The 26,467-nt window shown below is 66.0% G+C and carries 23 protein-coding genes; 18 read left to right on the top strand and 5 right to left on the bottom strand.

What is annotated here, in order from left to right; all coding sequences use genetic code 11:
* The first annotated feature begins 65 nt into the window (after positions 1–65).
* The 13 genes from ACVCMJ_RS00415 (at position 66) to ligD (ending at position 15,528) form a co-directional block, all read left to right on the top strand.
* Entirely contained in the window at positions 66–1,244 is a 1,179-nt protein-coding gene (locus ACVCMJ_RS00415) for an FAD-dependent monooxygenase (protein WP_447082388.1), read from the top strand.
* A gap of 24 nt (positions 1,245–1,268) precedes the next feature.
* A complete protein-coding gene (dusB, locus tag ACVCMJ_RS00410; RefSeq protein ID WP_447082387.1) occupies positions 1,269–2,282 on the top strand; it encodes a tRNA dihydrouridine synthase DusB in 1,014 nt (337 codons plus the stop codon).
* A gap of 17 nt (positions 2,283–2,299) precedes the next feature.
* Positions 2,300–2,536, top strand: a complete 237-nt coding sequence (locus tag ACVCMJ_RS00405) for a helix-turn-helix domain-containing protein (RefSeq protein ID WP_447082386.1) — start codon at positions 2,300–2,302, stop codon at positions 2,534–2,536.
* Between the two features lie 44 nt (positions 2,537–2,580).
* A complete protein-coding gene (purH, locus tag ACVCMJ_RS00400) occupies positions 2,581–4,173 on the top strand; it encodes a bifunctional phosphoribosylaminoimidazolecarboxamide formyltransferase/IMP cyclohydrolase (RefSeq protein WP_447082385.1) in 1,593 nt (530 codons plus the stop codon).
* Positions 4,173–4,721: a crossover junction endodeoxyribonuclease RuvC gene (ruvC, locus tag ACVCMJ_RS00395; RefSeq protein ID WP_447082384.1), complete on the top strand. Its 549-nt coding sequence runs from the start codon at positions 4,173–4,175 to the stop codon at positions 4,719–4,721. The genes purH and ruvC overlap by 1 nt, the downstream gene beginning before the upstream one ends.
* 16 nt (positions 4,722–4,737) lie before the next feature.
* Positions 4,738–5,319, top strand: a complete 582-nt coding sequence (gene ruvA, locus ACVCMJ_RS00390) for a Holliday junction branch migration protein RuvA (protein ID WP_447082383.1) — start codon at positions 4,738–4,740, stop codon at positions 5,317–5,319.
* A 10-nt stretch (positions 5,320–5,329) separates the two neighbouring features.
* Positions 5,330–7,192, top strand: coding sequence for a DNA helicase RecQ (gene recQ, locus ACVCMJ_RS00385; RefSeq protein WP_447082382.1), 1,863 nt, complete (start codon positions 5,330–5,332; stop codon positions 7,190–7,192).
* Between the two features lie 201 nt (positions 7,193–7,393).
* The gene (locus ACVCMJ_RS00380; protein WP_447082381.1) at positions 7,394–8,668 is read left to right on the top strand and encodes an ABC transporter substrate-binding protein; all 1,275 of its coding nucleotides are present in this window, start codon (positions 7,394–7,396) and stop codon (positions 8,666–8,668) included.
* A gap of 87 nt (positions 8,669–8,755) precedes the next feature.
* Positions 8,756–9,634 carry a branched-chain amino acid ABC transporter permease gene (locus ACVCMJ_RS00375; RefSeq protein ID WP_447082379.1) on the top strand — a complete coding sequence of 293 codons (879 nt, stop codon included), beginning with the start codon at positions 8,756–8,758 and terminating at the stop codon, positions 9,632–9,634.
* A 16-nt stretch (positions 9,635–9,650) separates the two neighbouring features.
* Positions 9,651–10,619, top strand: a complete 969-nt coding sequence (locus tag ACVCMJ_RS00370; protein WP_447082378.1) for a branched-chain amino acid ABC transporter permease — start codon at positions 9,651–9,653, stop codon at positions 10,617–10,619.
* Positions 10,616–12,085 (top strand): ATP-binding cassette domain-containing protein, encoded by a 1,470-nt coding sequence (locus ACVCMJ_RS00365; protein ID WP_447082377.1) that lies wholly within the window; start codon positions 10,616–10,618, stop codon positions 12,083–12,085. The genes ACVCMJ_RS00370 and ACVCMJ_RS00365 overlap by 4 nt, the downstream gene beginning before the upstream one ends.
* A gap of 120 nt (positions 12,086–12,205) precedes the next feature.
* Positions 12,206–13,075: a non-homologous end joining protein Ku gene (ku, locus tag ACVCMJ_RS00360; protein WP_447082376.1), complete on the top strand. Its 870-nt coding sequence runs from the start codon at positions 12,206–12,208 to the stop codon at positions 13,073–13,075.
* Positions 13,072–15,528 carry a DNA ligase D gene (gene ligD, locus ACVCMJ_RS00355; RefSeq protein ID WP_447082375.1) on the top strand — a complete coding sequence of 819 codons (2,457 nt, stop codon included), beginning with the start codon at positions 13,072–13,074 and terminating at the stop codon, positions 15,526–15,528. The genes ku and ligD overlap by 4 nt, the downstream gene beginning before the upstream one ends.
* 20 nt (positions 15,529–15,548) lie before the next feature.
* On the opposite strand, the gene ruvB is transcribed toward ligD, so the two are convergent.
* The 4 genes from ruvB to ACVCMJ_RS00335 form a co-directional block, all read right to left on the bottom strand.
* A complete protein-coding gene (ruvB, locus tag ACVCMJ_RS00350) occupies positions 15,549–16,616 on the bottom strand; it encodes a Holliday junction branch migration DNA helicase RuvB (RefSeq protein ID WP_447082374.1) in 1,068 nt (355 codons plus the stop codon).
* A 77-nt stretch (positions 16,617–16,693) separates the two neighbouring features.
* Positions 16,694–18,448: a ClcB-like voltage-gated chloride channel protein gene (locus ACVCMJ_RS00345; RefSeq protein WP_447082373.1), complete on the bottom strand. Its 1,755-nt coding sequence runs from the start codon at positions 18,446–18,448 to the stop codon at positions 16,694–16,696.
* 3 nt (positions 18,449–18,451) lie between these two features.
* Entirely contained in the window at positions 18,452–19,501 is a 1,050-nt protein-coding gene (locus ACVCMJ_RS00340; protein ID WP_447082372.1) for a cytochrome d ubiquinol oxidase subunit II, read from the bottom strand.
* Positions 19,498–20,826 carry a cytochrome ubiquinol oxidase subunit I gene (locus ACVCMJ_RS00335; protein ID WP_447082371.1) on the bottom strand — a complete coding sequence of 443 codons (1,329 nt, stop codon included), beginning with the start codon at positions 20,824–20,826 and terminating at the stop codon, positions 19,498–19,500. Before ACVCMJ_RS00335 ends, ACVCMJ_RS00340 begins: the two co-directional genes overlap by 4 nt.
* A gap of 33 nt (positions 20,827–20,859) precedes the next feature.
* On the opposite strand from ACVCMJ_RS00335, the gene ACVCMJ_RS00330 reads away from it, so the two are divergent.
* The 4 genes from ACVCMJ_RS00330 (at position 20,860) to minE (ending at position 24,633) form a co-directional block, all read left to right on the top strand.
* Positions 20,860–22,611: a glutamine--tRNA ligase/YqeY domain fusion protein gene (locus ACVCMJ_RS00330; protein ID WP_447082370.1), complete on the top strand. Its 1,752-nt coding sequence runs from the start codon at positions 20,860–20,862 to the stop codon at positions 22,609–22,611.
* Between the two features lie 6 nt (positions 22,612–22,617).
* Positions 22,618–23,430: a septum site-determining protein MinC gene (gene minC / locus ACVCMJ_RS00325; RefSeq protein ID WP_447082369.1), complete on the top strand. Its 813-nt coding sequence runs from the start codon at positions 22,618–22,620 to the stop codon at positions 23,428–23,430.
* Between the two features lie 112 nt (positions 23,431–23,542).
* Complete coding sequence (gene minD, locus ACVCMJ_RS00320; protein WP_447082368.1) at positions 23,543–24,358, top strand: septum site-determining protein MinD; 816 nt, start codon at positions 23,543–23,545, stop codon at positions 24,356–24,358.
* A 2-nt stretch (positions 24,359–24,360) separates the two neighbouring features.
* Positions 24,361–24,633: a cell division topological specificity factor MinE gene (minE, locus tag ACVCMJ_RS00315; RefSeq protein WP_447082367.1), complete on the top strand. Its 273-nt coding sequence runs from the start codon at positions 24,361–24,363 to the stop codon at positions 24,631–24,633.
* A gap of 58 nt (positions 24,634–24,691) precedes the next feature.
* On the opposite strand, the gene ACVCMJ_RS00310 is transcribed toward minE, so the two are convergent.
* A complete protein-coding gene (locus ACVCMJ_RS00310; protein WP_447082366.1) occupies positions 24,692–25,579 on the bottom strand; it encodes an AEC family transporter in 888 nt (295 codons plus the stop codon).
* A 325-nt stretch (positions 25,580–25,904) separates the two neighbouring features.
* On the opposite strand from ACVCMJ_RS00310, the gene ACVCMJ_RS00305 reads away from it, so the two are divergent.
* Complete coding sequence (locus tag ACVCMJ_RS00305) at positions 25,905–26,447, top strand: hypothetical protein (protein WP_447082365.1); 543 nt, start codon at positions 25,905–25,907, stop codon at positions 26,445–26,447.
* Positions 26,448–26,467 lie beyond the last annotated feature (20 nt).

Below are 26,467 nucleotides of genomic sequence, written 5' to 3'. Positions count from 1 at the left end.
AGCCCGAACACGCGTGGTCCGGCCAAGGTCCATTTCAGAGGACCCTTAGTTTAAAGCATTCTAAAATGGCTGCTTTTCGCCATTGCCACTCCATGCCACGCACCACCTTTGACATCGTGATCCTGGGCAGCGGCCCGGTGGGGTGCGCACTGGCACTCGGCCTCGCCCGCCACGCGCCCGACCCGGCGCGCATCGCGCTCATGGGTCCGGAGCCCCGGCTACGCCCTTCCGGCGGATCCGTGGACCCGCGTGCCCTGGCGCTGAACCACGGCAGCCGGCAGTGGCTGGAGCCGCTTGGCGCCTGGCCCGCCCGTTCGGCAGACATCCTGACGGTGCATGTATCGCAGGCTGGCCATCTGGGCCGGACGTTGATCGACCACGCCGAACTGGGTGCGCCGCGCCTGGGCAGCGTGGTGGCCTACGACGATCTGCTCGACGCCCTGCACGGGGCCGTGGCGCGCAGCGGGGCCACGCGCCTCTTGCAGCGCCCTTCCCGGCCCCGGCCCGGCCAGCCTGTCCGGTTGCAGGGCGCCGACGGCGAGATCACCGCTTCGCTGGTACTGCTCTCGGATGGCGGACAACCGCAGGGGCTCGTCCGCGGATATGGCCAACGCGCCGTGCTGGCGACCGTCAGTGTGCAGGCTCCGATCGCTGGACGCGCTTTCGAACGCTTTACCCGCACAGGGCCGCTGGCGCTGCTGCCGCATCCCACCGGCGGGGACCTCTACAACGTGGTGTGGTGCGTACCGCCCTCCCGCGCCGAAGCGCTGACGGCGTTGCCCGCAGCCGCATTCGACGCCGAACTGCAGGCCGCTTTCGGCCAGCGGCTGGGGCGCCTGCAGCGGGTCAGCGACACCCACGCCTTTCCGCTGTCCCTGCACGCCGGACCCAGCCTGCAGGGAGCCGGGATCGTGGCGGTGGGCAACGCCGCGCAGACGCTCCATCCCGTCGCCGGACAGGGCCTGAACCTGGGGTTGCGTGACGTGGCGCAGTTGTCGTTCGTCCTGAGCCCATGGCTCGCGGCGACGGAGACGCCCGTCGGACATCTGCTCGAGCGCTACGCTCACCAGCGGCGGCTGGATCGCGGCCTGACGGTGGCCATCACCGACAGCCTCCCCCGGCTTTTCGCCACCGGCAATCCTCTGCGGCGCCACGCCTGCGGGCTGGCGCTGTTCGCGCTGGATGTCCTTCCGGTGCTGCGCAAGCCGCTTGCGGGCCACCTGATGCAGGGCCAACGACTCTAGGGTCCCACGCTCTACAATCCCGCCATGCGCATCGGAACCTGGACCCTCCCGCACCCCGTCTGCGTCGCCCCCATGGCGGGGGTGACCGACCGCCCCTATCGCCGTCTGTGCAAGGCGCTGGGCGCGGCGTACGCGGTTTCCGAGATGGCGGCCAGCAACCCCGCGCTGTGGGACAGTGTGAAGACGTCCCGCCGCCTCGACCACGAGGGCGAACCGGATCCGGTCGCCGTCCAGATCGCCGGCGCAGACCCCGACATGCTGGCGGAAGCGGCGCTGCACAACATCCGCAAGGGCGCCCGCATCATCGACATCAACATGGGCTGCCCGGTCAAGAAAGTGTGCCAGGTGGCCTCCGGTTCGGCGCTGCTGCGCGATGAGCCGCTGGTGGCGCGCATCCTGGGCCGGGTGGTGGAGGTCTGCCGACCGCTGGGCATCCCGGTCACCTTGAAGACGCGCACCGGCTGGGACCGGGACAGCCGCAATGCCGTGCGCATAGCCCGGCTGGCCGAAGAATGCGGCATTGCCGCACTCACCCTGCACGGCCGCACGCGCTGCGACCTGTATACTGGCGAGGCCGAATACGAGACCTTGCGCGAGGTCCGTGCGGCCATCCACATCCCCCTGATTGCCAACGGCGACATCACGACTCCCGAGAAGGCGCGCCAAGTGCTGGACTACACCGGGGCCGACGCCATCATGGTGGGGCGCGCGGCCCAGGGGCGACCCTGGATTTTTCGCGAGATCGCGCATTACCTGGAGCACGGAACCTACCTGCCGCCGCCCACTTACGGAGAACTGCGCGAACACCTCCTCAGCCATCTTGAAGATCATTACACGTTCTACGGTGAGCGCACCGGCGTCCGCAGCGCACGCAAGCACATCGGCTGGTACCTGGGCGACCTGCCGGACTCGGAACCATTGCTGACGGATATCATGGCGGTGGACAGCACCACACTGCAGACATCGATGCTGCGCCACTGGCTCGACGAGCATGCCTGGGATGCGCCCGTAGTGCCCCGAACGACCGAACTCCACTGAACCTTCAAACCTTCGACATGAGAACCACCCCCCTGGAACAAGCTGTCCGCGACCAACTGGAACGCTACTTTGCCGATCTCGGCGATTCGACTCCGCACGATCTGCTGTCCATGGTCAATCTGTGCGTCGAGCGAACCGTCCTGCAGGTCGCACTGGAGCGCAGCGACGGCAACCAGACGCGCGCCGCCGACATGCTGGGCATCACCCGGGGCACCTTGCGCAAGAAGCTTCAGATACACCAGTTCTCAGCCTGAAGAGTTACGCAAGCCATTCCATTCCTTCCTATCGCCTCATCGACATGACAATCCAGACCGCCTTGATCTCCGTGTCCGACAAATCGGGCATCGTCGAATTCGCCCAGGCACTCGCCCAGCGCGGCGTATCGCTGCTATCCACGGGCGGTACCGCCCGCCTGCTGCACGAAGCGGGGCTGACGGTGACTGAGGTGGCCAACCACACCGGTTCGCCGGAAATCCTGGATGGCCGCGTGAAGACACTGCACCCGCGCATCCATGGCGGCTTGCTCGCCCGCCGCGACGATCCCGCGCACCTCCAGACGCTGAAAGAACAGGACATCGTTCCCATCGACTTGCTGGTCGTGAACCTGTATCCGTTCCGGCAGACCATCGAGCGCCCCGACTGCCCGCTGGCGGACGCCATCGAAAATATCGATATAGGCGGCCCCGCCATGCTGCGCTCGGCCGCCAAGAACCACGGCTCGCCCCAAGGAGGCGTCACGGTGGTGATCGACCCGGCCGACTACCCCCGTGTGCTGGCTGACATGGACGGGCCTGCCCGCCAGCCGTCGTACGGACTGCGGCTGGAGCTGGCCACAAAGGCCTTTGCCCACACGGCCGCTTACGATGGTGCCATTGCCGCCTATCTCAGCAGCCTAGCGGCCGCCGAACCGGCACCGGAAGCGGTGCCCGAGCGCGAGGCCTGGCCGCGCGTGCTGACGGTGCAGATGCGGCGCGAGCAGACGCTGCGATACGGTGAGAATCCGCATCAGGATGCCGCGTTCTACCACGACCCGCAGGTCGGCGAGGGGCTGCTGGCGGGCCTGCACCAGATCCAGGGCAAGGAACTCTCCTACAACAACATCGCGGATGCCGATGCCGCCTGGGAATGCGTGCGCAGCTTTCCCAGCACCGCCTGCGTGATCGTGAAGCACGCCAATCCCTGCGGGGCGGCGCTGGCGGGCACGACGCTGCAAGCCTACCAGCAAGCTTTCAAGACGGATCCCACCTCGTCGTTCGGAGGCATCATCGCCTTCAACGACACCGTGGACGAGGCAACGGCGCACGCCGTCAGCCAGCAATTCCTGGAAGTGCTGATCGCCCCGGCGTATACCGGCGCCGCGCTGAGCGTGCTGGCCGCCAAGAAGAACGTGCGGGTGCTGGAGGTCAAGCCAGGCCAGGCGCACAACCGGTTCGACGTCAAGCGCGTGGGCGGCGGCTGGCTGGTCCAGCATCCGGACAACCGCGTGGCACAGGAGGCTGACTTCAAGATCGTGACGCGCCTGGCGCCGACCCTGGAGCAGATGCGGGACCTGTCCTTCGCCTGGAATGTGGCCCGTTTCGTGAAGTCCAACGCCATCGTGTTCTGCGGCCAGAACCGGACATTGGGCGTGGGTGCGGGCCAGATGAGCCGCATCGACTCGGCCCGCATTGCCGCCATCAAGGCCGAAAAGGCCGGCCTGAGCCTGCAAGGATCCGCCGTCGCATCCGACGCCTTCTTCCCGTTCCGGGATGGGCTGGACGTGGTGGCCGAGGTCGGCGCCACCTGCGTGATCCAGCCGGGCGGCAGCATTCGCGATGCGGAAGTCATCGCAGCGGCGGACGAGCGCGGCATCGCGATGGTCTTCACCGGCACGCGGCACTTCCGCCACTGATGCGCATTCTGGGCATCGATCCTGGTCTGCGGCGCACGGGCTTTGGCGTCATCGAAGCCAACGGCGTGAAGCTGCGATACATCGCCAGCGGCACCATCGTGGTGCCCGCGGGTCAGTCCCTGTCCGAGCGGCTGAAAGTGATCCTGGACAATGTGCGTGAGGTCGCCCGAGACACGCAGCCGGACCGGGCCGCCATGGAAAAGGTCTTTCTGAACAAGAACCCGGCCTCCACGCTGCTGTTGGGACAGGCGCGCGGCGCCGCCCTGTGCGCGCTGGCCGACACGGGGCTGCCGGTGCAGGAATACACCGCGCTGCAGATCAAGAAAGCCGTGGTGGGCACCGGCCATGCCAGCAAGGAACAGATCCAGGTCATGGTACGTCACCTGCTGGCCCTGGACGGCACGCCCGCCCCGGACGCGGCCGATGCGCTGGCCTGCGCGATCTGCCACGCTCATTGCGCGCCCCTCGCCGGGCGGCTGCAGGCGCTGGCACCCGAAGTCCTCTCACACCGCACCCGGCGCCTGCGCACCGGGCGGCTCATTTCCTGAAAGGAGCCACGACGCCATGATAGGACGCATCACCGGGATCCTGCGCGAAATCACCCCGCCGACACTGTGCGTCGAAACAGGCGGCCTGGGCTACGAAATCGACGTTCCCATGAGCACGCTCTACAAGCTGCCGGCCGTGGGCCAGACCGTCAGCCTGCATACGCATCTGGCGATCCGCGAGGACGCGCATGTGCTGTACGGATTCGCCACGCCGGCGGAGCGCCGTGCGTTCCGCGCCCTCATCAAGGTCACCGGCATCGGCGCTCGCACGGCACTGGCCGTGCTGTCGGGATTGAGCGTCGAGGATCTGGCCGACGCAGTGGAGCGGCAGGAATCCGGCCGGCTCGTGAAGGTTCCGGGGATCGGCAAGAAGACAGCCGAACGCCTGCTGCTGGAACTGCGCGACAAGCTCGGCTCCGTCGCTCCGGCACCGCGCGCCGACGGGACGTCGGCCGCGGGCGACGACGACGTGCTGCACGCACTGCAGGCCCTGGGTTATTCCGTCGCCGAAGCCCGCAAGGCAATGGGCTCGCTGCCGCCAGGCCTGGGCCTCTCGGACAGCATCCGCCATGCGCTGAAAGTACTGTCACGTGCCTGACTCCGCCTCAATGCTCTCCGACCCTACCCTGGACTCCCCGCCGCTGGCAACGGCGCTGGATACGCTGCGCCAGGTCTTCGGCTACGACTCGTTTCGCGGCGAACAGCAGGCCATCGTCGAACGGCTGATCGAAGGGGGCAACGCGCTCGTGCTGATGCCCACCGGGGGCGGAAAGTCGCTGTGCTACCAGATCCCGGCGCTCGTGCGCCCAGGCACCGGCGTGGTCATTTCGCCGCTCATCGCCCTGATGCAGGACCAGGTCGATGCCTTGCAGGAACTGGGCGTGCGCGCCGCGTTCCTGAATTCCTCGCAGACACCGGGCGCGGCCCGCAGCGTGGAACAGGCCTATCTGCACGGGCAGCTCGACCTGCTCTACATCGCCCCCGAACGATTGCTCACGCCGCGCTGCCTGGAACTGCTCGCGCGCGGCCGCATTGCGCTCTTTGCCATTGACGAGGCCCACTGCGTCTCGCAGTGGGGGCACGATTTCCGGCCCGAGTACCAGCAACTGAACATCCTGGCAGACCGCTGGCCGACGGTTCCGCGCGCGGCGCTGACGGCCACCGCGACCGAAGTGACCCGCGCCGACATCATCACCTGCCTCAGCCTGCAGGATTCGCCGCAGTTCATTGCCAGCTTCGATCGCCCCAACATATGCTACCGCATCGTCGAAAAGCACGAAGTCCGGCGCCAGCTGCTGGACTTCATCCGCGAAGAACACAAGGGCGACTGCGGCATCGTCTACGCCCTGTCGCGTTCACGGGTCGAAGACACGGCGGAATTCCTGAATCGCAACGGACTCACGGCGCTGCCCTACCACGCCGGACTTGCCGCATCGGTACGTGCGGACCACCAGGCCCGATTCCTGCGCGAAGATGGCATCATCATGGTCGCCACGATCGCCTTCGGCATGGGCGTCAACAAGCCGGACGTGCGCTTCGTCGCGCACATCGATCTGCCCAAGTCCATTGAAGGCTACTACCAGGAGACGGGGCGCGCCGGACGAGACGGCCTGCCGGCGGATGCCTGGCTCGCCTACGGGCTGCAGGACGTCGTCCAGCAGCGGCGCATGATAGACGCCTCCGAAGGCGATGCGCTGCATCAACGCCGCCAGGTCCGGCAGCTCGATGCCATGCTGGCCCTTTGTGAGGCCATCACCTGCCGTCGACAGCAGCTCCTGGCCTATTTCGGACAGCATGTCGAACCCTGCGGCAATTGCGATACCTGCCTGGAGCCGCCCGCCACCTGGGACGGCACGATTGCCATCCAGAAGCTGCTCTCCGCGATCTACCGGCTGTGGCGCGAACGCGGCCAGCGCTTCGGTGGCGGGCACGTCATCGACATTCTGCGCGGCCAGATGACGGACCGCGTCAAACAGCACGAGCACCAGACGCTGACCGTCTTTGGCGTAGGCGCCGACCTTTCGGCCGAAGCCTGGCGGGGAATCCTGCGCCAGGCCCTGGCGCTGGGGCTGCTCACGGTCGATCTGGAAGGCTACGGCACGCTGGCCCTAACGCCTGCCAGCCGGGAGGTGCTGAAAGGCGAACGGACGCTGATGCTGCGGCCGGTTGCACACAAGACCCATACGAAGGCCGGCCGGCGATCCGCGCGCAGCGCTGACCTGGCCGCGGCGCTCCCGCCCGATGCGCAGCAGCGTTTCGAGCGGCTGCGCGCCTGGCGGGCACAGGTGGCACGAACGCACAGCCTCCCGGCGTACGTGATCTTTCACGACGCGACCCTGCGCGACATCGCCTTGCAGCAGCCTTCCACCCTGGAAGCGCTGGGCACCATCAACGGCGTGGGAGCGCGCAAGCGCGAGGCCTACGGCCCGGACGTCATCGCCTGCGTGGCGGCTGCGGACGGCGAGCGCTGACACGAGCCGCCGGGGCATGGCATCCAACGCCGCCGGCCCATATCGCTCAGGACCTTCCGTTCTTTTCAGACATCCGTAAGAGCCGCCCTCCTACACTGGACGTCACCTGTCGTCGCGGGTCACCGCTCGCGCAACCGAACCAAACAGGCGCCCGGAATTTCCGGCAAAACTCGAAACGGTTCAACGTGGCAAGGAGACTTCATGAGCGTTCCAAAACTTCGGCCCTGGCTTGCGGCGACCGCCGCAGCTCTCGGCGTGTCCGGCTATGTCCTGGCGATACCGCAGGCGCTGGCGGCTCAGCCGATCGCCGTCGGTGTGCTGGCGCCAAAGAGCCAGATCCTGGGAAAATCGATCTTCAACTCGGCCGAGCTGGCGGCGGCGGAGATCAATGCAAAAGGCGGGATAGCCGGACGCCCACTCGAACTGCATGAATACGACACGCAGGAATCGGCCACCAATGCCGCCCAGGCATTCCAGCGGACCGTGCAGCAGGACCATTCGGTCGCAGTCGTGGGCATTTTCGAAAGCGAAGTCGGCCTGGCTCTGATGCCTTGGTCCTCGCGCCTGAAAACGCCGCTGCTGGTGACGGCCACCGCGTCCCCGGAGATCTCGGGCCGCACGCACGCCCAGCCGGACCGATTCAAGTACACCTTCTCCTTCTGGTTCAACTCCGAGATCCAGGCGCGGCAGATTTGCGAAATCGGGCACGACACCCTGACCCAGAATCCGCAACTGGCCCACTTCAACCGCGTGGCCATCCTGAGCGAGGACGCAAACTGGACCAAGGCGGTGGACAAAACCTACGAAGCCTGCCTGCCCAAGGCAGGCTTCAAGGTCGTCAACCACACACGCTTTGCCCCCAGCACCACCGACTTCACCCCGATCTACAGCAAGATCAAGAGCGACAAGGCCAACATCATCATGGCGGGCGTTGCCCACGTCAGCGTGCCGCCCGTCGTGCAATGGCACCAGCAGCAAGTGCCGGCGCTGTTCGACGGGATCAACGCCGCAGCCAGTTCGTCCGACTTCTGGTCCGCCACCAACGGCGCCACGAACGGTCTGATCACGACCAGTGCGGGCCTGTCGGGGGCCGCCGTCACCAGCCGCACGGCCGCGTTCTACAAAGCCTATCAGCAACGCTTCCACATCAACCAGCCGGCCTACGGCGCGTATTCGACCTATGAAGCCATGTACGCGCTGGCCGATGCGCTCAAGCGGACCCAGGGCAAGGCCAAGGGCGACGCGCTCGTGAAGGCGCTGGAGACCACCGACACCGAAGGCGTGATGGGGCGCATCCGGTTCTACGGCTTGGACAGCCCGTTCGCGCATGAGCTGATGGCCAATGCGGATCCCGCAAAAGGCGCGTCAGTCGTCGCCTTCCAGTGGCAGAACGGCAAGCAGGTGATCGTCTGGCCGCAACGCCTGGCAACCGGCAAGATCGAGGTTCCCAGCTTCGTTCCCTCGCCGAAATCCTGACGGGTATCGCCATGCACCGACTCCGGCCGCGCGCCGGAGCCGAACCGTCCGCGGGCAACCGGCGGACCGATTCTCTTTGTCCGGACCATGGATCTCCTCATTCAAATCCTGATCAGCGGCTTCATCATCGGTGCCATCTACGCGCTGGGAGCGGCCGGGATGGCCGCCATCTTTGGTATTTCCGGCGTGCTCAACCTGGCGCACGGGGCCTTGATCGTGCTGGCGGCCATGGTGGCGTGGTATGTGGGGCATCACACCGGCCTCGGGATCTATCTGTCGGCGCTGACGGGGATCCTGGCGGCCATCGTGGCGACCTACATGCTGTACGCGGGAGTGATCCTGCCGCTGGAACGATTCCGGCACATCCCGCCGGAGGAAAAGCACGTCTTCCAGCTCGTGGCCACACTGCTGGTCGCCATCATCATCCAGGGCGTCCTCGAATGGACGTTCGGCGCGACCCCCGTCACCACGCCGCCCATGATCGACGGGGTCCTGCGGATTGGCGGCAACACCGTGCCGCTCAACAGCCTGCTGATCGGCGCGGTCGCGTGGCTGGTCCTGATCGGCCTGTGGCTGTTCATTTCGCACACGCGCCTGGGCAAGGCCATGCTGGCGGCCTCCATGAGCCCCAAGGGCCTGGCCATCGTCGGTTATGACATCGGCCGCATCCACATTGTCGTCTGGGGACTGTACGGGCTGGTGGTGGGCATCGCTGGCGTGCTGCTGGCGTCCTTCACCAGCGCGAGCGGCGAGGTGGCCACCAATCTTACGGCCATCTCCTTCACCATCGTGGTGCTGGGCGGCTTGGGCAATATCCTGGGCTCGCTGGTCGGCGCCTACATTCTCGGTTTCCTGAGCACCATCACGGCGTTTTTGATTTCACCCGCCGTCAGCGAACTGCCGGGACTGGTGCTGCTGGTGCTTGTTCTGTACATCCGGCCACAGGGTCTGTTCGGCCGCCGTTAACCACCAGGACACCGTCATGCCCGCTTCTCCCTTCGCCCCCCGCCAGGTGCCGGCCCCCCGTCATCGGCCGCTGTCCTGGCAAACCGCGCTCGCGCTGCTTTTTTTCGCCGCACTGGCGTGCATTCCCCTGCTGGCCACGGGCTATTACCTGGGCGTGCTGACGTTCGCCTTCTACGTGGCGGTCTACGCCATGAACTGGGACCTGCTGTTCGGCTATCTGGGCGAGGTCAACTTCGGCCCCACCTTCCTGATCGGCCTGGGCGCGTACGGCGCCGGGCTGTGCAACACGCTGCTGAACTGGCCCGTCTGGGCCTGCATCCCGATCGGCATCGTCGCGGCCATCGCCGGCGGTCTGCTGCTGGCGGGGCCGGCGTTGCGGCTGAAGGGTCCTTACTTCGGCCTCGTCACACTGGTGGCGCTGCTCATCCTGAGCGACCTGATCACGATCTTCGCCAACTATACGGGCGGCGAAATCGGGCTCGCACTTCCCGACATCCTGACCGACAGCAGCTCGGTGAATTTCTACTACGCCTGGGGCCTGATGGTGGTCACGGCGCTCATCCTGCGGGGCGTCGTCCATTCGCCCCTGGGGCTCATCCTGCAAGCCATCGGCCAGGATACGGACGCGGCGAGGACGCTGGGATTCAATGTCGCCAAGTTCAAGATCTTCGCCTTCGTGCTCAGCGCCTTTTTCTCGGGGCTGGCGGGCGCCATGACGGTCTTCTACTTCGGCACGGCCTCGCCGGGGACCGTCGTGGCGCTGTCGGTGGTCGTCCAGATCATCATCGCCGCCATCCTGGGCGGGCGCCGTTCCATCGTCGGTTCCGTACTGGGGGCGATCTTTCTCATCGTGGCCGGGGAACTGCTGCGCCCGTTCGGGCAACTGAGCAATGCGGCCGTGGCCGTCGCGGGGCTGCTTGTGCTCCTGTTCGCGCCCGGCGGCTTCGTCAGCCTCTTCAATTCCCACACGGAGCGCAAGGCATGACCACCCTGGAAGTCTCGGGCCTGTCCAAGCACTTCGGCGGGCTGCAAGCCGTGGACGGCATGGCCTTTTCGGTCGACAGCGGCGAGATCCTGGGCCTGATCGGTCCGAACGGGTCCGGCAAGTCCACCACGCTGACTCTGACCATGGGCATCAACCGGCCCGACCGCGGCGTGATCCGGCTGGGCGGCCGCGATATTTCGAGGCTGCCCGCCCACGCCATCACCAAGGCCGGCATGACCATGGTGTTCCAGCATTCCCGGCCGCTGCGGCGCCAAACGGTCCTAGAGAACATTCAGCTCGCGCTGCTCCCCGATTCGCTCCTGCAATGGCGCATTGGACCGGACGCCCGCGAACAGGCGCTGGCAGTCGCCCACCGCGTCGGACTCGATCACGTCCTGTACCAGCGCCCGGAGTCCCTGCCCTTTGCCGACCTGCGCCGGCTGGAGGTGGCCAAGGCGCTGGCTTCCAGCCCGCGGGTGCTGCTGCTCGACGAGCCCTTTGCCGGCCTGGCGCCCCGCGAAACGAGCGAGTTTTCGGCGCTGTTCGTGTCGATGCGGGAGGCGGGCTGCGCCATCGTGCTGGTCGACCACAACGTCAAGGCCGTGGCCGAGCTGGTCGACCGCATCGCCGTCATGCACGCGGGCCAGAAGATCTTCGAAGGCACGCCCGCCGAGGCGACGAGCAACGAACGCGTCCGTGAGGTCTACTTCGGCCGATCGCTGGACACGGCCCAGCCGGCACGGGATGCGCCCCGTACCGGTCCTTCGCCCTCCCCGCTGCTGCAGGCCTCTATCGGATCGGTGCATTACGGCAAGTCGCAAGCCCTGCGGGAGGTCGATCTGCGAGTGGATGAAGGGGAGTTCGTCTCCATCGTCGGCCTGAACGGCGCCGGCAAGACCACGCTGTTCAACAGCATCCTGGGATTCGTGGGCTACACCGGCGATATTCATTTTCGGGGCGATCCCCTGTTCGGCCACAAGCCCTCGGACATCGCATCAAGAGGCATCGCGCTGTGCCCGGAGACCCGCGAGCTGTTCTCCTACATGTCGGTGCGTGAAAATCTGGAACTGGGCGGCCACGCGCTGGAAGCCGCAGCCCGGCATCAGCAGCTCGAATGGGTGTACAGCCTGTTCCCGATCCTGCGCCAACGCGCGGGCCAGAGCGCCCACACGCTCAGCGGCGGCGAGCAGCAGATGTTGACCATCGGTCGGGCACTCATGCAGCAACCCCGCCTGCTCATGCTGGACGAGCCCACGCTGGGGCTGGCGCCGTTGGTCCTCGAAGACATCTCGGCCGTGCTGACCCGGTTGCAGCATGAAAGCGGACTGACCGTCCTGCTGGCCGAACAGAATCTGACCTTTTCGCTGAAACATTCCGATCGGATCTACCTGCTCGAAACAGGCGCTTTGCGCTGGAGCGGTCCGGCGGCGAACTTTGCGGCCGAAGTGGGAGAAGACCTGCTCTAGGGGTCGTGCCGCGGCGTGGCGCCTGGCCGCCCCGACCGGTGCCGTCATCGCACGCGTGCCACAATCCCGGCACGATTCTTGCCGCTGCCATCGATATCGTATCGGCTCGGCGAGGCGCTGATGGCAACGCGGACAATCTGGAAGGGGGCAATCTCGTTCGGGCTCGTGCATATCCCGGTCGCCCTGTATACGGCCTCCAGGGACACCGGCATCGATTTCGATTGGCTCGATCGGCGCAGCATGGATCCGGTGGGATACAAGCGGGTCAACAAGCGCACCGGCCGGGAAGTGGACGGTGCGGATATCGTCCGGGGCGTGCAGGTCGAAGACGGCCAATACGTCATCGTCTCGGCGGAAGAAATCGAAGCCGCCTATCCCCGCACGACGCGGACCATAGCCATCGAGCGCTTCGTCAAGGCCGAAGAGGTGTCGTTCGTATACCTGGAGCGCCCCTACTACATCGAACCCGTAGGACAGAGCGAGAACGTCTATGCGTTGCTGCGCGACACGCTGGCGGCCACCGGCAAAATCGGCATTGCCAAAGTCGTCATCCAGACACGGCAGCATCTGGCCGCGCTCGTCGCGGCGGGCGACGCACTGATACTGGACCTGATGCGATGGGGGGACGAGATCAAGCCCATGGACGACCTGACGCTGCCGGAGCGCAATGCCTCAGCGACCTCGCGCAATGCCAGCGAGCGCAAGATGGCCAGGCTGCTGGTGGAAGACATGACCGCATCGTGGAAGCCGGAAGAATTCCGGGATGAATTCAGCGACGCCATCATGGCGCTCGTGCGCAAGAAGGTAAAGGCAGGAAAAACCAAGACCGTATTCGAGCCGCAGGAAGAGAAGCCGGCCTTTGGGGACAACGTGGTCGATCTGACTGAACTGCTGAAGCGCAGCCTGAAAGGCGGCCAGCGCCCGAAGAAAGAAGCCCCACCGGCTCGCAAGCCCTCCGGCGCCACCCGCAAGGTGGCCCGCAAGGCATGAGCGCGCGCGCCCGATCGCCGGAGGGCGGCGCGCTGAAACGCTATCGCGAAAAGCGCGATTTCACCCGCACGCCGGAACCCCCGGGCGGCGGAGAACGACAGCAGGCGCTGAGCTTCGTGGTCCAGAAACACTGGGCGAAGCGCCTGCACTACGACTTCCGGCTGGAACTCGATGGCGTGATGAAAAGCTGGGCTGTACCCAAAGAGCCCAGCCACGATCCCCATATCAAGCGCATGGCGGTCCAAGTGGAAGACCACCCTATTGCGTACAACACGTTCGAAGGCGAGATCCCTCCCGGACAATACGGAGCCGGCAAAGTCATCATCTGGGACAAGGGCAACTGGACGCCGCGCACCGACCCGTTCCAGGGTCTGAAACGCGGACGACTGCGGTTCACACTGCACGGATCTAAACTGCAGGGCGACTGGACGCTGGTACGCCTGAGCGACGCGGACGGCCGGACGCAACCCCACTGGCTGTTGATCAAGGACGACGAGTCCCGATCCCCGGCGCCGTCGGCGCCCCCCGCCGGCACGGCCGCGCCGCCGCGCGAAATGGCGCCGCAACTGGCCACCCTCGTGGACGGACTCCCGGCCGACCCGGACGCCTGGATCTACGAAATAAAATTCGACGGTTATCGGATCATGACCCGGATCGATACCGACGACATCCGGCTGTTCACCCGCAACGGCCACGACTGGAGCGCGAAGATGCCGCAGTTGATCCAGGCGCTGCAGGCACTGGAACTCCCCTCCGCGTGGCTGGATGGCGAGATTGTCGTGCTCGATGACAAGGGGACGCCCAGTTTCCAGGCCTTGCAGAACGCGTTCGAGGGCGGACAGGGCGGCGGAATCGTCTATTACGTCTTCGACGCGCCGTTTCTGGCCGGGCGCGACATGCGGGGCGAGCCCCTGAGCACGCGCCGCGCATCCTTGCGACAGGTGATCGAGGGCCACGCTTCCCGGCTGAGCGGACGCGTGCGGTTCAGCGAGGCGTTCCAGGCGGTCCCCAGCGAGTTGATGCGCATCGCTTGCGGACTGGGGCTGGAGGGCATCATGGCCAAGCGCGCCGATGCGCCCTACGTGTCGCGCCGCACGAGAACGTGGCTCAAGGTCAAATGCAGCCTGCGCCAGGAATTCGTGATCGTGGGCTATACGAAGCCGCGCGGCGCACGCAAGCACCTGGGCGCCCTGCTGATGGCCGTCCATGACGAAAAAGCGGGTCCGCTGCGGTATGCCGGCAAAGTCGGAACCGGTTTCGACGAGCGGCGGCTCGGCGATCTGTCCGAACGCCTCGCGCTCCTGCGAGTGCCCCGGTCCCCGCTCGCCGACGCCGCAAATGCGCCATCGGACGCCCTCTGGGTGAAGCCCGTCTTGCTGGCCGAGGTCTCCTTTCGCTCGTGGACCCAATCGGGGCACATCCGGCAAGCGTCGTTCGTGGGCCTGCGCAGCGACAAACCGGCACGATCCATCGTGCGCGAAACGGCGATGCCGGCCAGCGTCGTACCCGGCCATCAGCCCCCCCCGCCGCGGTCCCGCCGCGCCGCGAGAATCCGCTCCACACTGACGGAGGCGCCCATGCCGTCGAGACTGACTCATCCCGACCGTGTCATCGATCCTTCAACCGGGCTGACCAAGCGGGATCTTGCCCAATACGATGAGACGGTTGCACCGCTGCTGCTGCCCCACCTGAAAGGCAGGCCCGTTTCACTGGTTCGCGTACCGACGGACGTGAATGGAGAGCACTTCTTCCAGAAGCACCCCGAACAGCTTTCGCTGGCGGGTGTTCGGCTGCTGCCGGAAAGCCTTTATCCGGACCACCCCCCGCTGATGGAGATCGCCACGGCACAAGGCATCCTGTCGGCAGCGCAGATGAGCGTGGTGGAATTCCATACCTGGAACGCGCTGAAGACCGCCATCCAGAAACCGGACCGCATGGTGTTCGACATCGATCCGGGAGAAGGCGTGACATGGTCCGCCATCCAGCAGGCCACCGAACTGGTCCGGGTGCTGCTGCAGGAACTGGAGTTGGACGCCTGGCTGAAAACCAGCGGCGGCAAGGGGATGCACGTGGTCGTACCGCTGCGCAAGCAGTACGGCTGGGACGTGGTAAAGGGCTTTTCGCGCGCTGTCACCCAGCATCTGGCCCGGACGATGCCCCGAATCTTCGTCGCCAGGAGCGGGCCGCGCAACCGGGTGGGAAAGATTTTCGTGGATTATTTGCGCAATGGCTTTGGCGCCACTACCGTCTCGGCCTGGTCGGCCCGCGCCCGGCCGGGCATGGGCATCTCGGTGCCGGTGTCGTGGGAAGAGCTGCCGCGGCTGACGTCCGGCGCTGAGTGGACACTGGAAAACATCCACGCCCGGCTGGCCGTGGGAAACTCGCCGTGGGAAGCGTACCGCCCGCAGCCGCTGGCCCGCGCGATCAAGATCCTGGGGTATTCCGAAGACTGAGCGCAGCGCCCGATGGAGAGTTATTCGGGGAACAGATCCGGCCCGCCGCCCGCCGTCGGCGCCTTGAGCCCCAGATGTTGCCAGCAGCGGCGCGTGGCCATGCGTCCGCGCGACGTGCGCTGCAGATAACCGTTCTGGATCAGGTAAGGCTCGATGACGTCCTCGATGGTGTCGCGCTCCTCGCCGATGGCAGCGGCCAGGCTGTCCACCCCCACCGGACCACCATCGAACTTGTGCACGATGGCTTCGAGCAGCTTGCGGTCCATCAGGTCCAAGCCCTGCGGGTCGACTTCCAGCATAGCCAGGGCCGCCCGGGCCGTCGCCACGTCGATACGGCCCCTCGCCTTGACCTCGGCGTAGTCGCGCACGCGGCGCAACAGACGATTGGCAATGCGGGGCGTCCCGCGCGAACGGCCGGCAATTTCGGCGGCGCCTTCCGGAGAAGTCTCGGCGCCCAGCAGACCCGCACTGCGCTGAACGATGTGGGTCAGGTCCTCGGCCGAATAGAATTCCAGTCGCGACACGATCCCGAAGCGGTCTCGCAGCGGGTTGGTGAGCATGCCCGCCCGGGTGGTGGCGCCGACCAGCGTGAAGGGCTGCAGATCGATCTTGACGCTGCGGGCCGCCGGACCCTCGCCGATCAGGATATCGATCTGGAAGTCTTCCAGGGCGGGATAGAGGATTTCCTCGACCACTGGGGAAAGCCGATGGATTTCGTCAATGAACAGGACGTCATTGCGTTCCAGGTTGGTCAGCATGGCGGCCAGATCCCCCGGCCGCTCCAGGACGGGGCCGGAGGTCTGGCGCAGTTGCACGCCCATTTCGTGGGCAACGATGTGCGCCAGCGTGGTCTTGCCCAAGCCCGGCGGGCCAAAGAGCAGCACGTGATCCAGCGCCTCGCCGCGCTGGCGCGCGGCCGCGATGAAGATGCCAAGCTGCTCGCGCACCCGCGGCTGGCCGACATAATCCTCCAGCGACTTCGGACGCAGGGCCCGTTCGATGGAATCCTCGGCGAACGACTCCACGTCGGGCGCCACCAGACGGGTGTCCTGGGAAGAAGACGACAAGGAATCCGCTTGAATGGCCATGAAAATGCTGTGCTGATATCCAGTAGATGGGGGGTATGCTAACACCTGCGCCCCCGTACCGGAAGCGCCTGGCGGACTCAGTGCTGGGGACGCCTCGGCGACAGGACAAAATCGTCCTCGCTATCGACGGCCCGCTTCAATTCGGAATAACGCTCCAGCAGCTCGGACTTGTACACCACGCCCAGCAGCCGAGGCGGGTCCTCGCGGCTGACGACCGGCAGCCGCTCCCCGCGAAAGGCGCTGAACTGGGTCTGGGCCTCGTCCAGACTCAGATCGGGGTGCAGCGGCTTGACGAAATCCAGCCGCAGCACTTCGCCGCATGTCTTGGATTGCACATCGACCTCACCCAGCATCATGCGGGTGAGATCCTGCTGCGCGATCACTCCCTGCCAGACATCCTGGGCATCCGTGACATACAGATAGCGAACCGGGTAATCCAGAAACATTTCCTGCGCCCGACGCACCGGGGCGTCCGTGTGGATCACCGTCTGCGCCGGCCGCATGAGGCTGTCCAGCCGCGCCGTCCGCAGCCGCTGGCGCAGCGCCTGGCTCTCTTCGTGGTGCAAAGTCACCTGGTACATCACGGCCTGGGCCAAGCTGCGAGAGACGAAATACGCCACCACGCAGGCGAGCACGAGCGGCAGCACCATCTGGTAGTTCATCGTCATTTCGAACACCATCAGTATGGCCATGAACGGCGCACTGGTGGCCGCCGCCAGAAAGGCCCCCATGCCCACCAGCGCCAGCGTGGTGCCATGGCCGGCCAGCACCGGCCAGGCGGCCGTGAGTCCCTGGGCGAACAACATGCCCAACGCCGACCCCACGAACAGCGTGGGTGTGAAGACGCCACCGATGGCGCCCGACCCGGCGGTCAGCGCCGTGGCCAGCACCTTGCACAGCAACATCCAGAGCACGGTCTGCCACACCCACGATCCGTGCAGCAGCGACACCACCACGCTGTTGCCGTTGCCCGCCATCTCGGGGACCTGGGTGAGCACGCCGCCGAGCAGCAGCCCGCCCAGGCCGAGACGCAAGGACAGCGGCAACTTCGTGCGCGCAAACAGGATCTTCACGCCATGCACGAAACGCAGGAACTGCGCGGCCCCAATCCCCGCGATGACGCCCAGCGCGAGACAAGGCAGGACGATTTCGGCCGACACCGCTGGCAGGTCGGGCATGGAGTAGCGCACCCCGTATTCGCCGGTCAGGTGCATCACCAGGCTGGACACCGTGCCGGCCATCAGCAAGGGACCAAAATTCTGGAACGACATGGACCCGAGGATGATCTCGCCGACGAACACTGCGCCGGCAATCGGTGCGCCATACGCCGCCGACACCCCCGCCGCCGCTCCGCAGGCCACCAGCAGGCGCAAACGGGCCGTATCGATGTGCAGGAATCGCCCCAGACCTGACGCTGCCAGCGATGCCAGGTGCACCATGGCGCCCTCGCGCCCGATGGATCCGCCGGTGGCGACCGTGAACAGAGATGACAACGAGCGAAGAATCCCCTGGCGGATCGACATGTGGCCATCGCCGATGGCCACGGCCTCCATGTAGCCCGAATGCGGATCATGGGAGACCTTGTGGGCCGCCTGGAGCAGCAACCCCGCGACCAGGCCGCCCAGCGCGGGGACGGCCAGGCGCGCCTCCCAGCCGAGGGTCCGCGTGACCTGCACGATGGAGCCGGACCGGCCGGCATAGAGCTGCTGGATCAGGTGGATGCCGGCATGAAAGGCGATGGTGACCAGCGCCCCGCCTGCGCCGGCCAGAGCAGCCCAGCACAGCATGGCGGGAATGCCGTCCGCACGCAGCAAGGCTTCAGGACGACGCATGGATCAGCCCGGGAAATCGGGGGGACGCGGCGGACGCGACAGACCCAGCATGCGCCAGTACACCCAAAGATTGAAGATCAGGGCCACCGGCAACGCCACGACGGTGGCGGACAAGGCCAGGCGCAGCGTGGCCACGGGGGCGGCCGCGTCCCAGAGGGTGACTTCGTCCAGCACCAGATACGGGAAGAAGCTGTAGGCCAGTCCGCCCAGCACCACCAGAAAGATCAGCAGCACCAGAACGAACGGCACAGCCGAGGCCCGATAGCTGCGGTTCATCAACCGCTGCAGCGTCATTTCCGTCAGGACGAAACACAGCAGCAATGTCCCCCAGACGAAGCCCACGGCACGCCAGTGTTCCCCATCGCCCCACTTGAGGAAGACGCCCGCATTGGAGAAGTCCAGCACCACCGCAACCCCCACCGCTCCCACCGCGCTCCAGCGCAAGGTGCGGCGCGCCCAGTGCAACGCGCGGATGCGCAGTTCGCCCGCCTCGCGCATCATCAGCCAGGTCGCCCCCAGCAGACTGTAGCCGGCCACGGAGCAGGCCCCCATCAGCAGCGCAAACCCGGTGTAGGCGGACCCGCTTTCGTACGCCACGCTGACCCGCGCGAGCAGATACCCATGGGAAAACGCCGTGAGCACCGACCCCGCACCAAACCCCAGTTGCCAGCGCCGCTGCCGCTGCGCGGGGGCCCTCAGCCGCCACTCGAAGCACACCGAGCGCAGCAGCGTGCCCAGCGCCAGCAGCGACAGCGGGACATACAGGCGTCCCAGTGTCTGGGACCAGGCGTAAGGGAATGCCCCGGCGAACAGTCCGACCGCCAGGAACAGCCAGAATTCATTCGCATCCCGCCACGGCGCAAGCAGCGACAGCATACGGGGCCGCAGCGCGCGCGGCGCCACCAGCGACACGCAGCCCACACCGATGTCGAAACCGTCGAGCACCACGCCCGCCACCACAGTGGCGAAAAACACCGCCATCAGCGCGAGCGGCATCCAGAAAGCGGGGTCCTGCGCGCCAAGTCCCATGACCGCCGCCAGAGATTCGATCATGCGCGCCCCCTGTAGCGGGCTACTGGCACCACGCCAAACCGCGTGGTGTGCCGCAGCAACTGCAGAAAGCCCAGCGCGAGGACGGTGTAGACGATCACATGCAGCACCAGCCCGCCCCAGAGCGTTTCCTGGTTTTGGCTCGTGCCCACCTCCCGCAGCGTGATCGCGCCGTAGACCGCGTAGGGCAGGCTGCCTACCAGCACATGGCCCCAGCCCACCGCCTGCAAGGCCACCGCTGCCCACATCATGATGCGCAGCCGCAGGCGGCCGCCCGCCGTCAGCACGTCCGGCTCGTAGCGCTGGCGCGATCCCTGCCACAGGCTCCACAGCGCCGCCGCCACCAGCAGCATCGCCAATAGCGCCGCGAGGCGGGCCGATGCATAGGTGAGCCAGACCGGCGGACCGAGGGGAGCCAGATCATTCAGCCCCTTCAGCGGACCCGGCATCACGGGCGGCAGCCAATCCGAAGCCTGGGGGCCGTACAGCGCCCAGACGTTGCGCAGCGCATCCACATCCAGCCACGCCAGCAGCGTCAGGCGATCCGGTGGCCCGCTATGCCACTGAGGAATCACAGCCGCCAGCCGTGCCGGCTGTACCGGCAGCAACTCGCGGCCGAGCTGGACCGCCAAGGCCACCTGCAGCAGCAGCGCGGCCACCAGCAGCCAGAGGCCGATCGCGTACACGCTGCGGTCCCCCTCGTCGCTGGGCCGCGTATCGGTGCGCCCGGCGGTCACCGCCAGCATCAGCGTCGCGGCCAGCACCATCCCGCCCGTCAGCAGCACGCCAAAGAGCACCGGTGCCGCGCCCCCCACAAGGGCAAGCCAATCCGCGATCTGGTAGTGATTTTCGGACAGCGCCGTACCCACCGGCCATTGCATCCAGGCCAGAAGCGTCACGATCCAGTAGGCGGTCAACGAGGTCCCGATGGCGACCATGGTCACGACCAGGGTGTGCGCCCAGTCCGACAGCGAGCGCTGCCCGTACAGCATGGCCCCGAGGAAACAGGATTTGAAGACGAAGGCCGTGAGCACTGTCATGGCCACCAGCGGGCCCACGACCTCGCCGGCGCGATCCATGATGCGCGGCCACAGGGTACCGAACTGCAGCACCAGGGGCAGGCTGGCGCCAAACCCCAGCATCAGCGTGAGCGCGAACACCCGCACCCAGAACCGATAGGCGAGCAGCGCCGCCGTGCTGCCGTGCGCACGCAACCGGAGCCCGAACAGCACCCAGGTCAGGCCCAGCTCCAGAGCGAGGAAAAACAGGACGAACCCCAGGCTCAGGTAAAACTGGGTCAGCGACAGAACCCATGCGGTTTGCGTCATAATGTGCGCTAGTTTAGATTATGACTCTGAAGTATGACCACCGATACCGCGCCCGCCTCGAATTTCCTGCGCACCATCATCGACAATGACCTGAGCTCGGGGCTGTATCGCAACCGGCACTGGTCACCGCCCCCCAGTCCGGCCGAGGTCCGACAGGCGGGGGCGATCGATCCGGCGCGCATTCGCACACGATTTCCGCCCGAGCCCAACGGCTATCTGCACATCGGGCACGCCAAGAGCATCTGCCTGAATTTCGGCCTGGCCCGCGACTACCAGGGCGTCTGTCATCTGCGGTTCGACGACACCAATCCCGAAAAGGAAGAAGACGAGTACGTCCATGCCATCGCCGACATGGTGCGCTGGCTGGGCTTTGACTGGACGCAGAACGGCGTCGAACACCGCTACTTTGCCAGCGATTACTTCGAGACGCTCTATCGTTTCGCCGAGGCCCTGGTGCTGGCTGGCCACGCCTACGTCGACGAGCAATCGGCCGACGAAATGCGAGCCACGCGCGGCACCCTGACCGAGCCGGGCACCGACTCGCCGTGGCGCAACCGCCCGGTGGCCGAGTCGCTGGCGCTCCTGCGCGAAATGCGCGCCGGCCGCCATCCGGACGGCAGCATGGCGCTGCGCGCGCGCATCGACATGGCTTCGCCCAACATCAATCTGCGCGACCCGGTGCTGTACCGCATTCGCCACGCGAGCCACCACCGCACGGGCGAGGCCTGGTGCATCTATCCCATGTATGCCTGGGCCCACCCCGTCGAGGATGCGCTGGAAGGCATCACCCACAGCATCTGCACGCTGGAATTCGAAGACCAGCGCCCGTTCTACGACTGGATCCTGCAAAAGCTCGCGGACCTCGGAGAACTGGCGCAACCCCTGCCCCATCAGTACGAGTTCGCCCGCCTGAACCTGAGCTACGTGGTCACGAGCAAGCGCAAGCTGCGGCAACTCGTCGAAGAAGGCCACGTGAGCGGCTGGGACGATCCCCGCATGCCCACCCTGGTCGGACTGCGCCGGCGCGGGTACACGGCGGGGGCCATCCGCCTGTTCTGCGAGCGCCTGGGGGTCTCCAAATCCGACTCCCGCATCGACTACAGCCTGCTGGAACAAGCCCTTCGGGACGATCTGGACCCCGTGGCGGCCCGGGCCGTCGCCGTCCTGGATCCCATCCGCCTGATCCTGACGAACTTCCCGGCCGGACACAGCGAGCTCTGCTCGGCGCCCAGCAACCCGCACGATCCGCAGAGCGCCCGTCGCGAATTCCCGCTGACTCGAGAACTGTGGATAGAGCGCGACGACTTCCGCGAGGAGCCGCCTCGCAAGTATTTCCGCCTGTACCCCGGCAATCTGGTGCGGCTCAAATACGGCTATGTGGTGCGCTGCACGGGTTGCGTCAAAAATGAGCGCGGGGAGGTCATCGAGGTCCATGCGGAATACCTGCCCGATACCCGCAGCGGCACCCCGGGGGCCGACAGCGTAAAGGTCAAGGGCGCCATCACCTGGATCAGCACGGCGCACGCCGTCCCCGCCGAGATCCGCCTCTACGATCGCCTGTTTGCCGACCCCCACCCGGACGGTGGCGACCGCAACTTCCTCGAAGCGCTGAACCCGAACTCATGCCACACGGTCCAGGCTTGGCTGGAGCCCGGGATACGGGCCGTCCCCGGCGCCACCTGGCAGTTCGAACGGCTGGGCTACTTCGTGGCTGACCGCGAACTGTCTTCGCCGGATCACCCCATTCTCAACCGCGCGGCCACGCTGCGCGATACCTGGGCGTAACACACGATGGCCAAAGCCTCCACCGCCCTGGATTTCAAGAGCGCCACCCTCTACGCGCTGCGGGCCGTCCTGCATGAGCCGGACACGGACACACTGGTGGCGGCGCTGGACGCCCGCATGCGCGAGGCGGGCGCCTTCTACGAAAACGAACCCGTCGTCATCGACGCCCAGGGGCTCACCGAATCTCCCGACTGGCAGGCGTTGGCCGAGGCGCTGCGCCGGCACCATCTGCACCCCATCGGGGTACAGGCCAGCGCCGAAATGCAAGCGCAGGCGGCCCAATCCGGCCTGGCGCCGCTGGACGCCTCGGCGGGTCCGGCGGCTTCTGCCGCAGCCCAGCCAGACGCCGCGGAGCCCGCTCGGGCGTGGCCAGCCGGCAAGGCACCCGCCGCCCCGCAACCATCGGCCGGCAAGGGCTCAGCGGCTGGAAAGAAGCCGATCACCCCCGACACCCCCGCATCTCCTTCCGGCGAAACACTGGTGGTTCGCCATCCGCTGCGGTCGGGGCAACGCATCTATGCCAAGGGCAGCGACCTGATCGTCATGGGCATGGTCAGCCAGGGTGCCGAGGTCATCGCCGACGGAAACATTCACGTCTACGGGCCGTTGCGGGGAAAGGCCATGGCAGGCGCGCACGGCCGCACCGACGTCATGATCCTGACCACCCACCTGGATCCCGAGCTGCTCGCCATCGCGGGCGTCTATCGCGTGATCGAAACGCGCCTGCCCGACAGTCTGCAGAGCCGGCCGGCGCAGGTGACACTGGACGGCGACACCCTGCGCATCCGCGGGCTGGACGAATCAGGCGGGTTTCAGTGAACTCGGCGCGAGTGGATACCATCCGTCACGCGATGAAGGCCGGTATTTATTCGAATCGCCGCTTTTTGCTTTACGATGTCATGAATTTTGAACAGAGGGGAAACCATTCACCATGGCGCGCATCGTTGTAGTCACCTCCGGCAAGGGGGGCGTGGGCAAGACAACCTCCAGCGCAAGCTTTTCGGCCGGGCTGGCCATGCACGGTCACAAGACGGTGGTCATCGATTTTGACGTCGGCCTGCGCAACCTGGACCTCATCATGGGCTGCGAACGCCGGGTGGTGTACGACTTCGTCAACGTCATCCAGGGTGAAGCTTCGCTCAACCAGGCCCTGATCCGCGACAAGCAGCTCGAAAACCTCTACATCCTGCCGGCTTCCCAAACACGCGACAAGGAAGCCCTGACTCGGGAAGGCGTCGGCAAGGTCCTGGAAGACCTGGCCGCGATGGACTTCGAGTACATCGTCTGCGACTCCCCGGCCGGCATCGAGACCGGTGCGCTCATGGCGGCGTATTTTGCGGATGACGCCCTGGTGGTCACCAATCCGGAGGTCTCTTCGGTCCGCGACTCGGATCGCATCCTGGGCATCCTGTCGGCCAAATCCCGCCGCGCGGAACGAGGCGAAGACCCCGTGAAAGAGCACCTGCTGCTCACGCGCTACAACGCCAAGCGGGTGTCCGAAGGTGAAATGCTGTCATTGAGCGACATCGAGGACATCCTGCGCATCCGGCTGATCGGCGTCATCCCCGAATCGGAGATCGTGCTGCAGGCCTCGAACCAGGGCATTCCGGCCATCCATATCCGCGACAGCGACGTAGCCGACGCCTACCAGGACGTGGTGGCACGCTATCTCGGCGAGGAAAAGCCGCTGCGTTTCGTCGATTACGAGAAACCTGGCCTGTTCAAGCGACTGTTCGGGGGGAAATGAACATGTCTTTCCTGGATTTTCTGCGCGGCCAGAAAAAATCCTCCGCCAGCATTGCGAAGGACCGGCTGCAGCTCATCCTGATCAATGAGCGCGGCAGCGGCCGCAACGGCCCCGATTTCCTGCCGCAGCTTCAAAAGGAACTCATTGCGGTGATCTCCAAGTACGTGAAGATCGATCCTGGAGACATCAGGGTCAACCTGGACCGCCAGGATTCCCTGGAAGTCCTGGAGGTGAAGATCGAGATGCCGCAGGCGGAGCCGCGAGCGTCAGCCTGAGTCGCGCATGGCACGGCCGGGCCTTCAGCGGGGCTTGCAGGCCGGATCGGAAGCGCCGCTACGCCACCCCGATCAGCGTGGCCCACACGACCAGTGGCACCGTCGCCACTGACAGAATATTGCCCAGGAGCACCACGCTGGCCACGGTCCGGGGCTCCACCCGGTACTGTTCGCACAGCAGGTAATTCAGGACTGCCGGCGGCAGCATGGCCGACAAGGCCACCAGCCGCATCCACTCGGGCGTAAGCGGAAGCAACCAGAATACGATGGGAAGCGTGGCCAATCCCGCCAGCAGATACAGGCCATTGACCTTCAGCGCCAGCCCTATCCGGTCGATGCGATCCTGCGACAGCCGCACCCCCAGGCCAAACAGCATGAGCGGAATCGCGATCTGTCCCGTGAGATCCACAGAAGTCGTGACGAACGGCGGGATCCACGCCCGATAGGGCGCCAGCGCTATCCCCAGGACGGCCGCCCAGATATTCGGATTCCTCAGCCACAGCCAGCGGTTCCCACCCGGAGCCAGCAGCACCAGGCCCACCGAAAACTGCAGCAGGTTGGAGATCACGAACAGGATGACGATATCGCCGAGCACGTCCTTCCCATAGGCGAGCATCATGATCGGAATGCCGATGTTGCCGGTATTGCGAAACATGCCGGGCACCAGAAATCCGGCGCGCGTCTGTGTGGGCGACTGGATCACCGCGAGGAGCAACCCGGGGATGAGGATGATCAGGGCGGCGGCCGCGACCAAAGGCCAAGCCTGCAGCATACTCATAGGGTTGTCCAAGAGCGCGGAAAACACCAGCGCGGGACAAAACACCATCACATTGGCGTGATTGATGAACCCCATGTCGGGGTGCCGAGCCTGGCGGCGCCCGAAAACGTATCCCAGCGCCGCAATTGCAAAGACGGGCAGGACGATGTTCAGCAGGGTGATCAACATGGAAGGCCGTCAGGGAGCGGATCGGTCGACACAAAGCATGGAGTGTACAGCGTGCCACACCGCGCCCTGCCGGACGGCCTGGCATCCCCTTTGAGCCGTGGGCGAGACGGGAATCGGCCCGGCAAGCCATGCGCCTGTGATAAATGGCAATACATCGGTAACATCTGGTATGCTGAACAGACCGTCACGGCCACTCGGCGGACGTGGCGAAACAGGATAGGGGCGGGGCATGCGGATACGTCAGGCGGCTGCACTTGCGGTGATAGGCCTTTCCGGGTGTGCCGGCCGGCTGACATACGCGCCTCCGGCCGTACAGCCGCCCATCATGAGCGACACCACCATCGCAGCGCCCTACGCCCAGGTGTGGAAGACCTCGACGCAAAAGCTCGCCAGCGGCCCCTGGGTCATCGAGCGCCAGGATCCCACCACGGGGCTCATGGTGTTGCACTTCACAGGCAACCCTGAAAGATACCTGGATTGCGGCACCGTGGAGTCCGACGTCACGAATCCGCGCGCGCAGCTCACACGGCATTACCGCTTCCCGGGTTCTTCGCCTCATCAGTCCTACGAGCAGATCGTTTATGGCAATCTGTACGACGTGGACCGGGCCATGGAAGTCGCCGGCACCATCAACGTGCTGTTCAAGGCCTCGGGCGCCCGGTCGACGCGCGCACAGGTGAACGCGCACTATGTGGTCACCCGCACCGTGAGCCTCGGCAACACACCCACAGGCAGGTTCTACGCGCCCATCAAGGATACGGTGGCATTCTCCAGCGGTTCCGCCGCCACGCTTCCCGGCCCCGGACGCTCGGCACAGTGCGTTGCCACCGGCGCACTGGAACGGGACGTCCTCGCGGCGATCCACTGAGGCGACTGCTCGGCCAAGGC

The organism is Castellaniella sp. UC4447_H14 (assembly GCF_052978285.1).
Note: the sequence above shows the minus strand (reverse complement) of the source record. Positions and strands in the feature narration are given on the sequence as shown.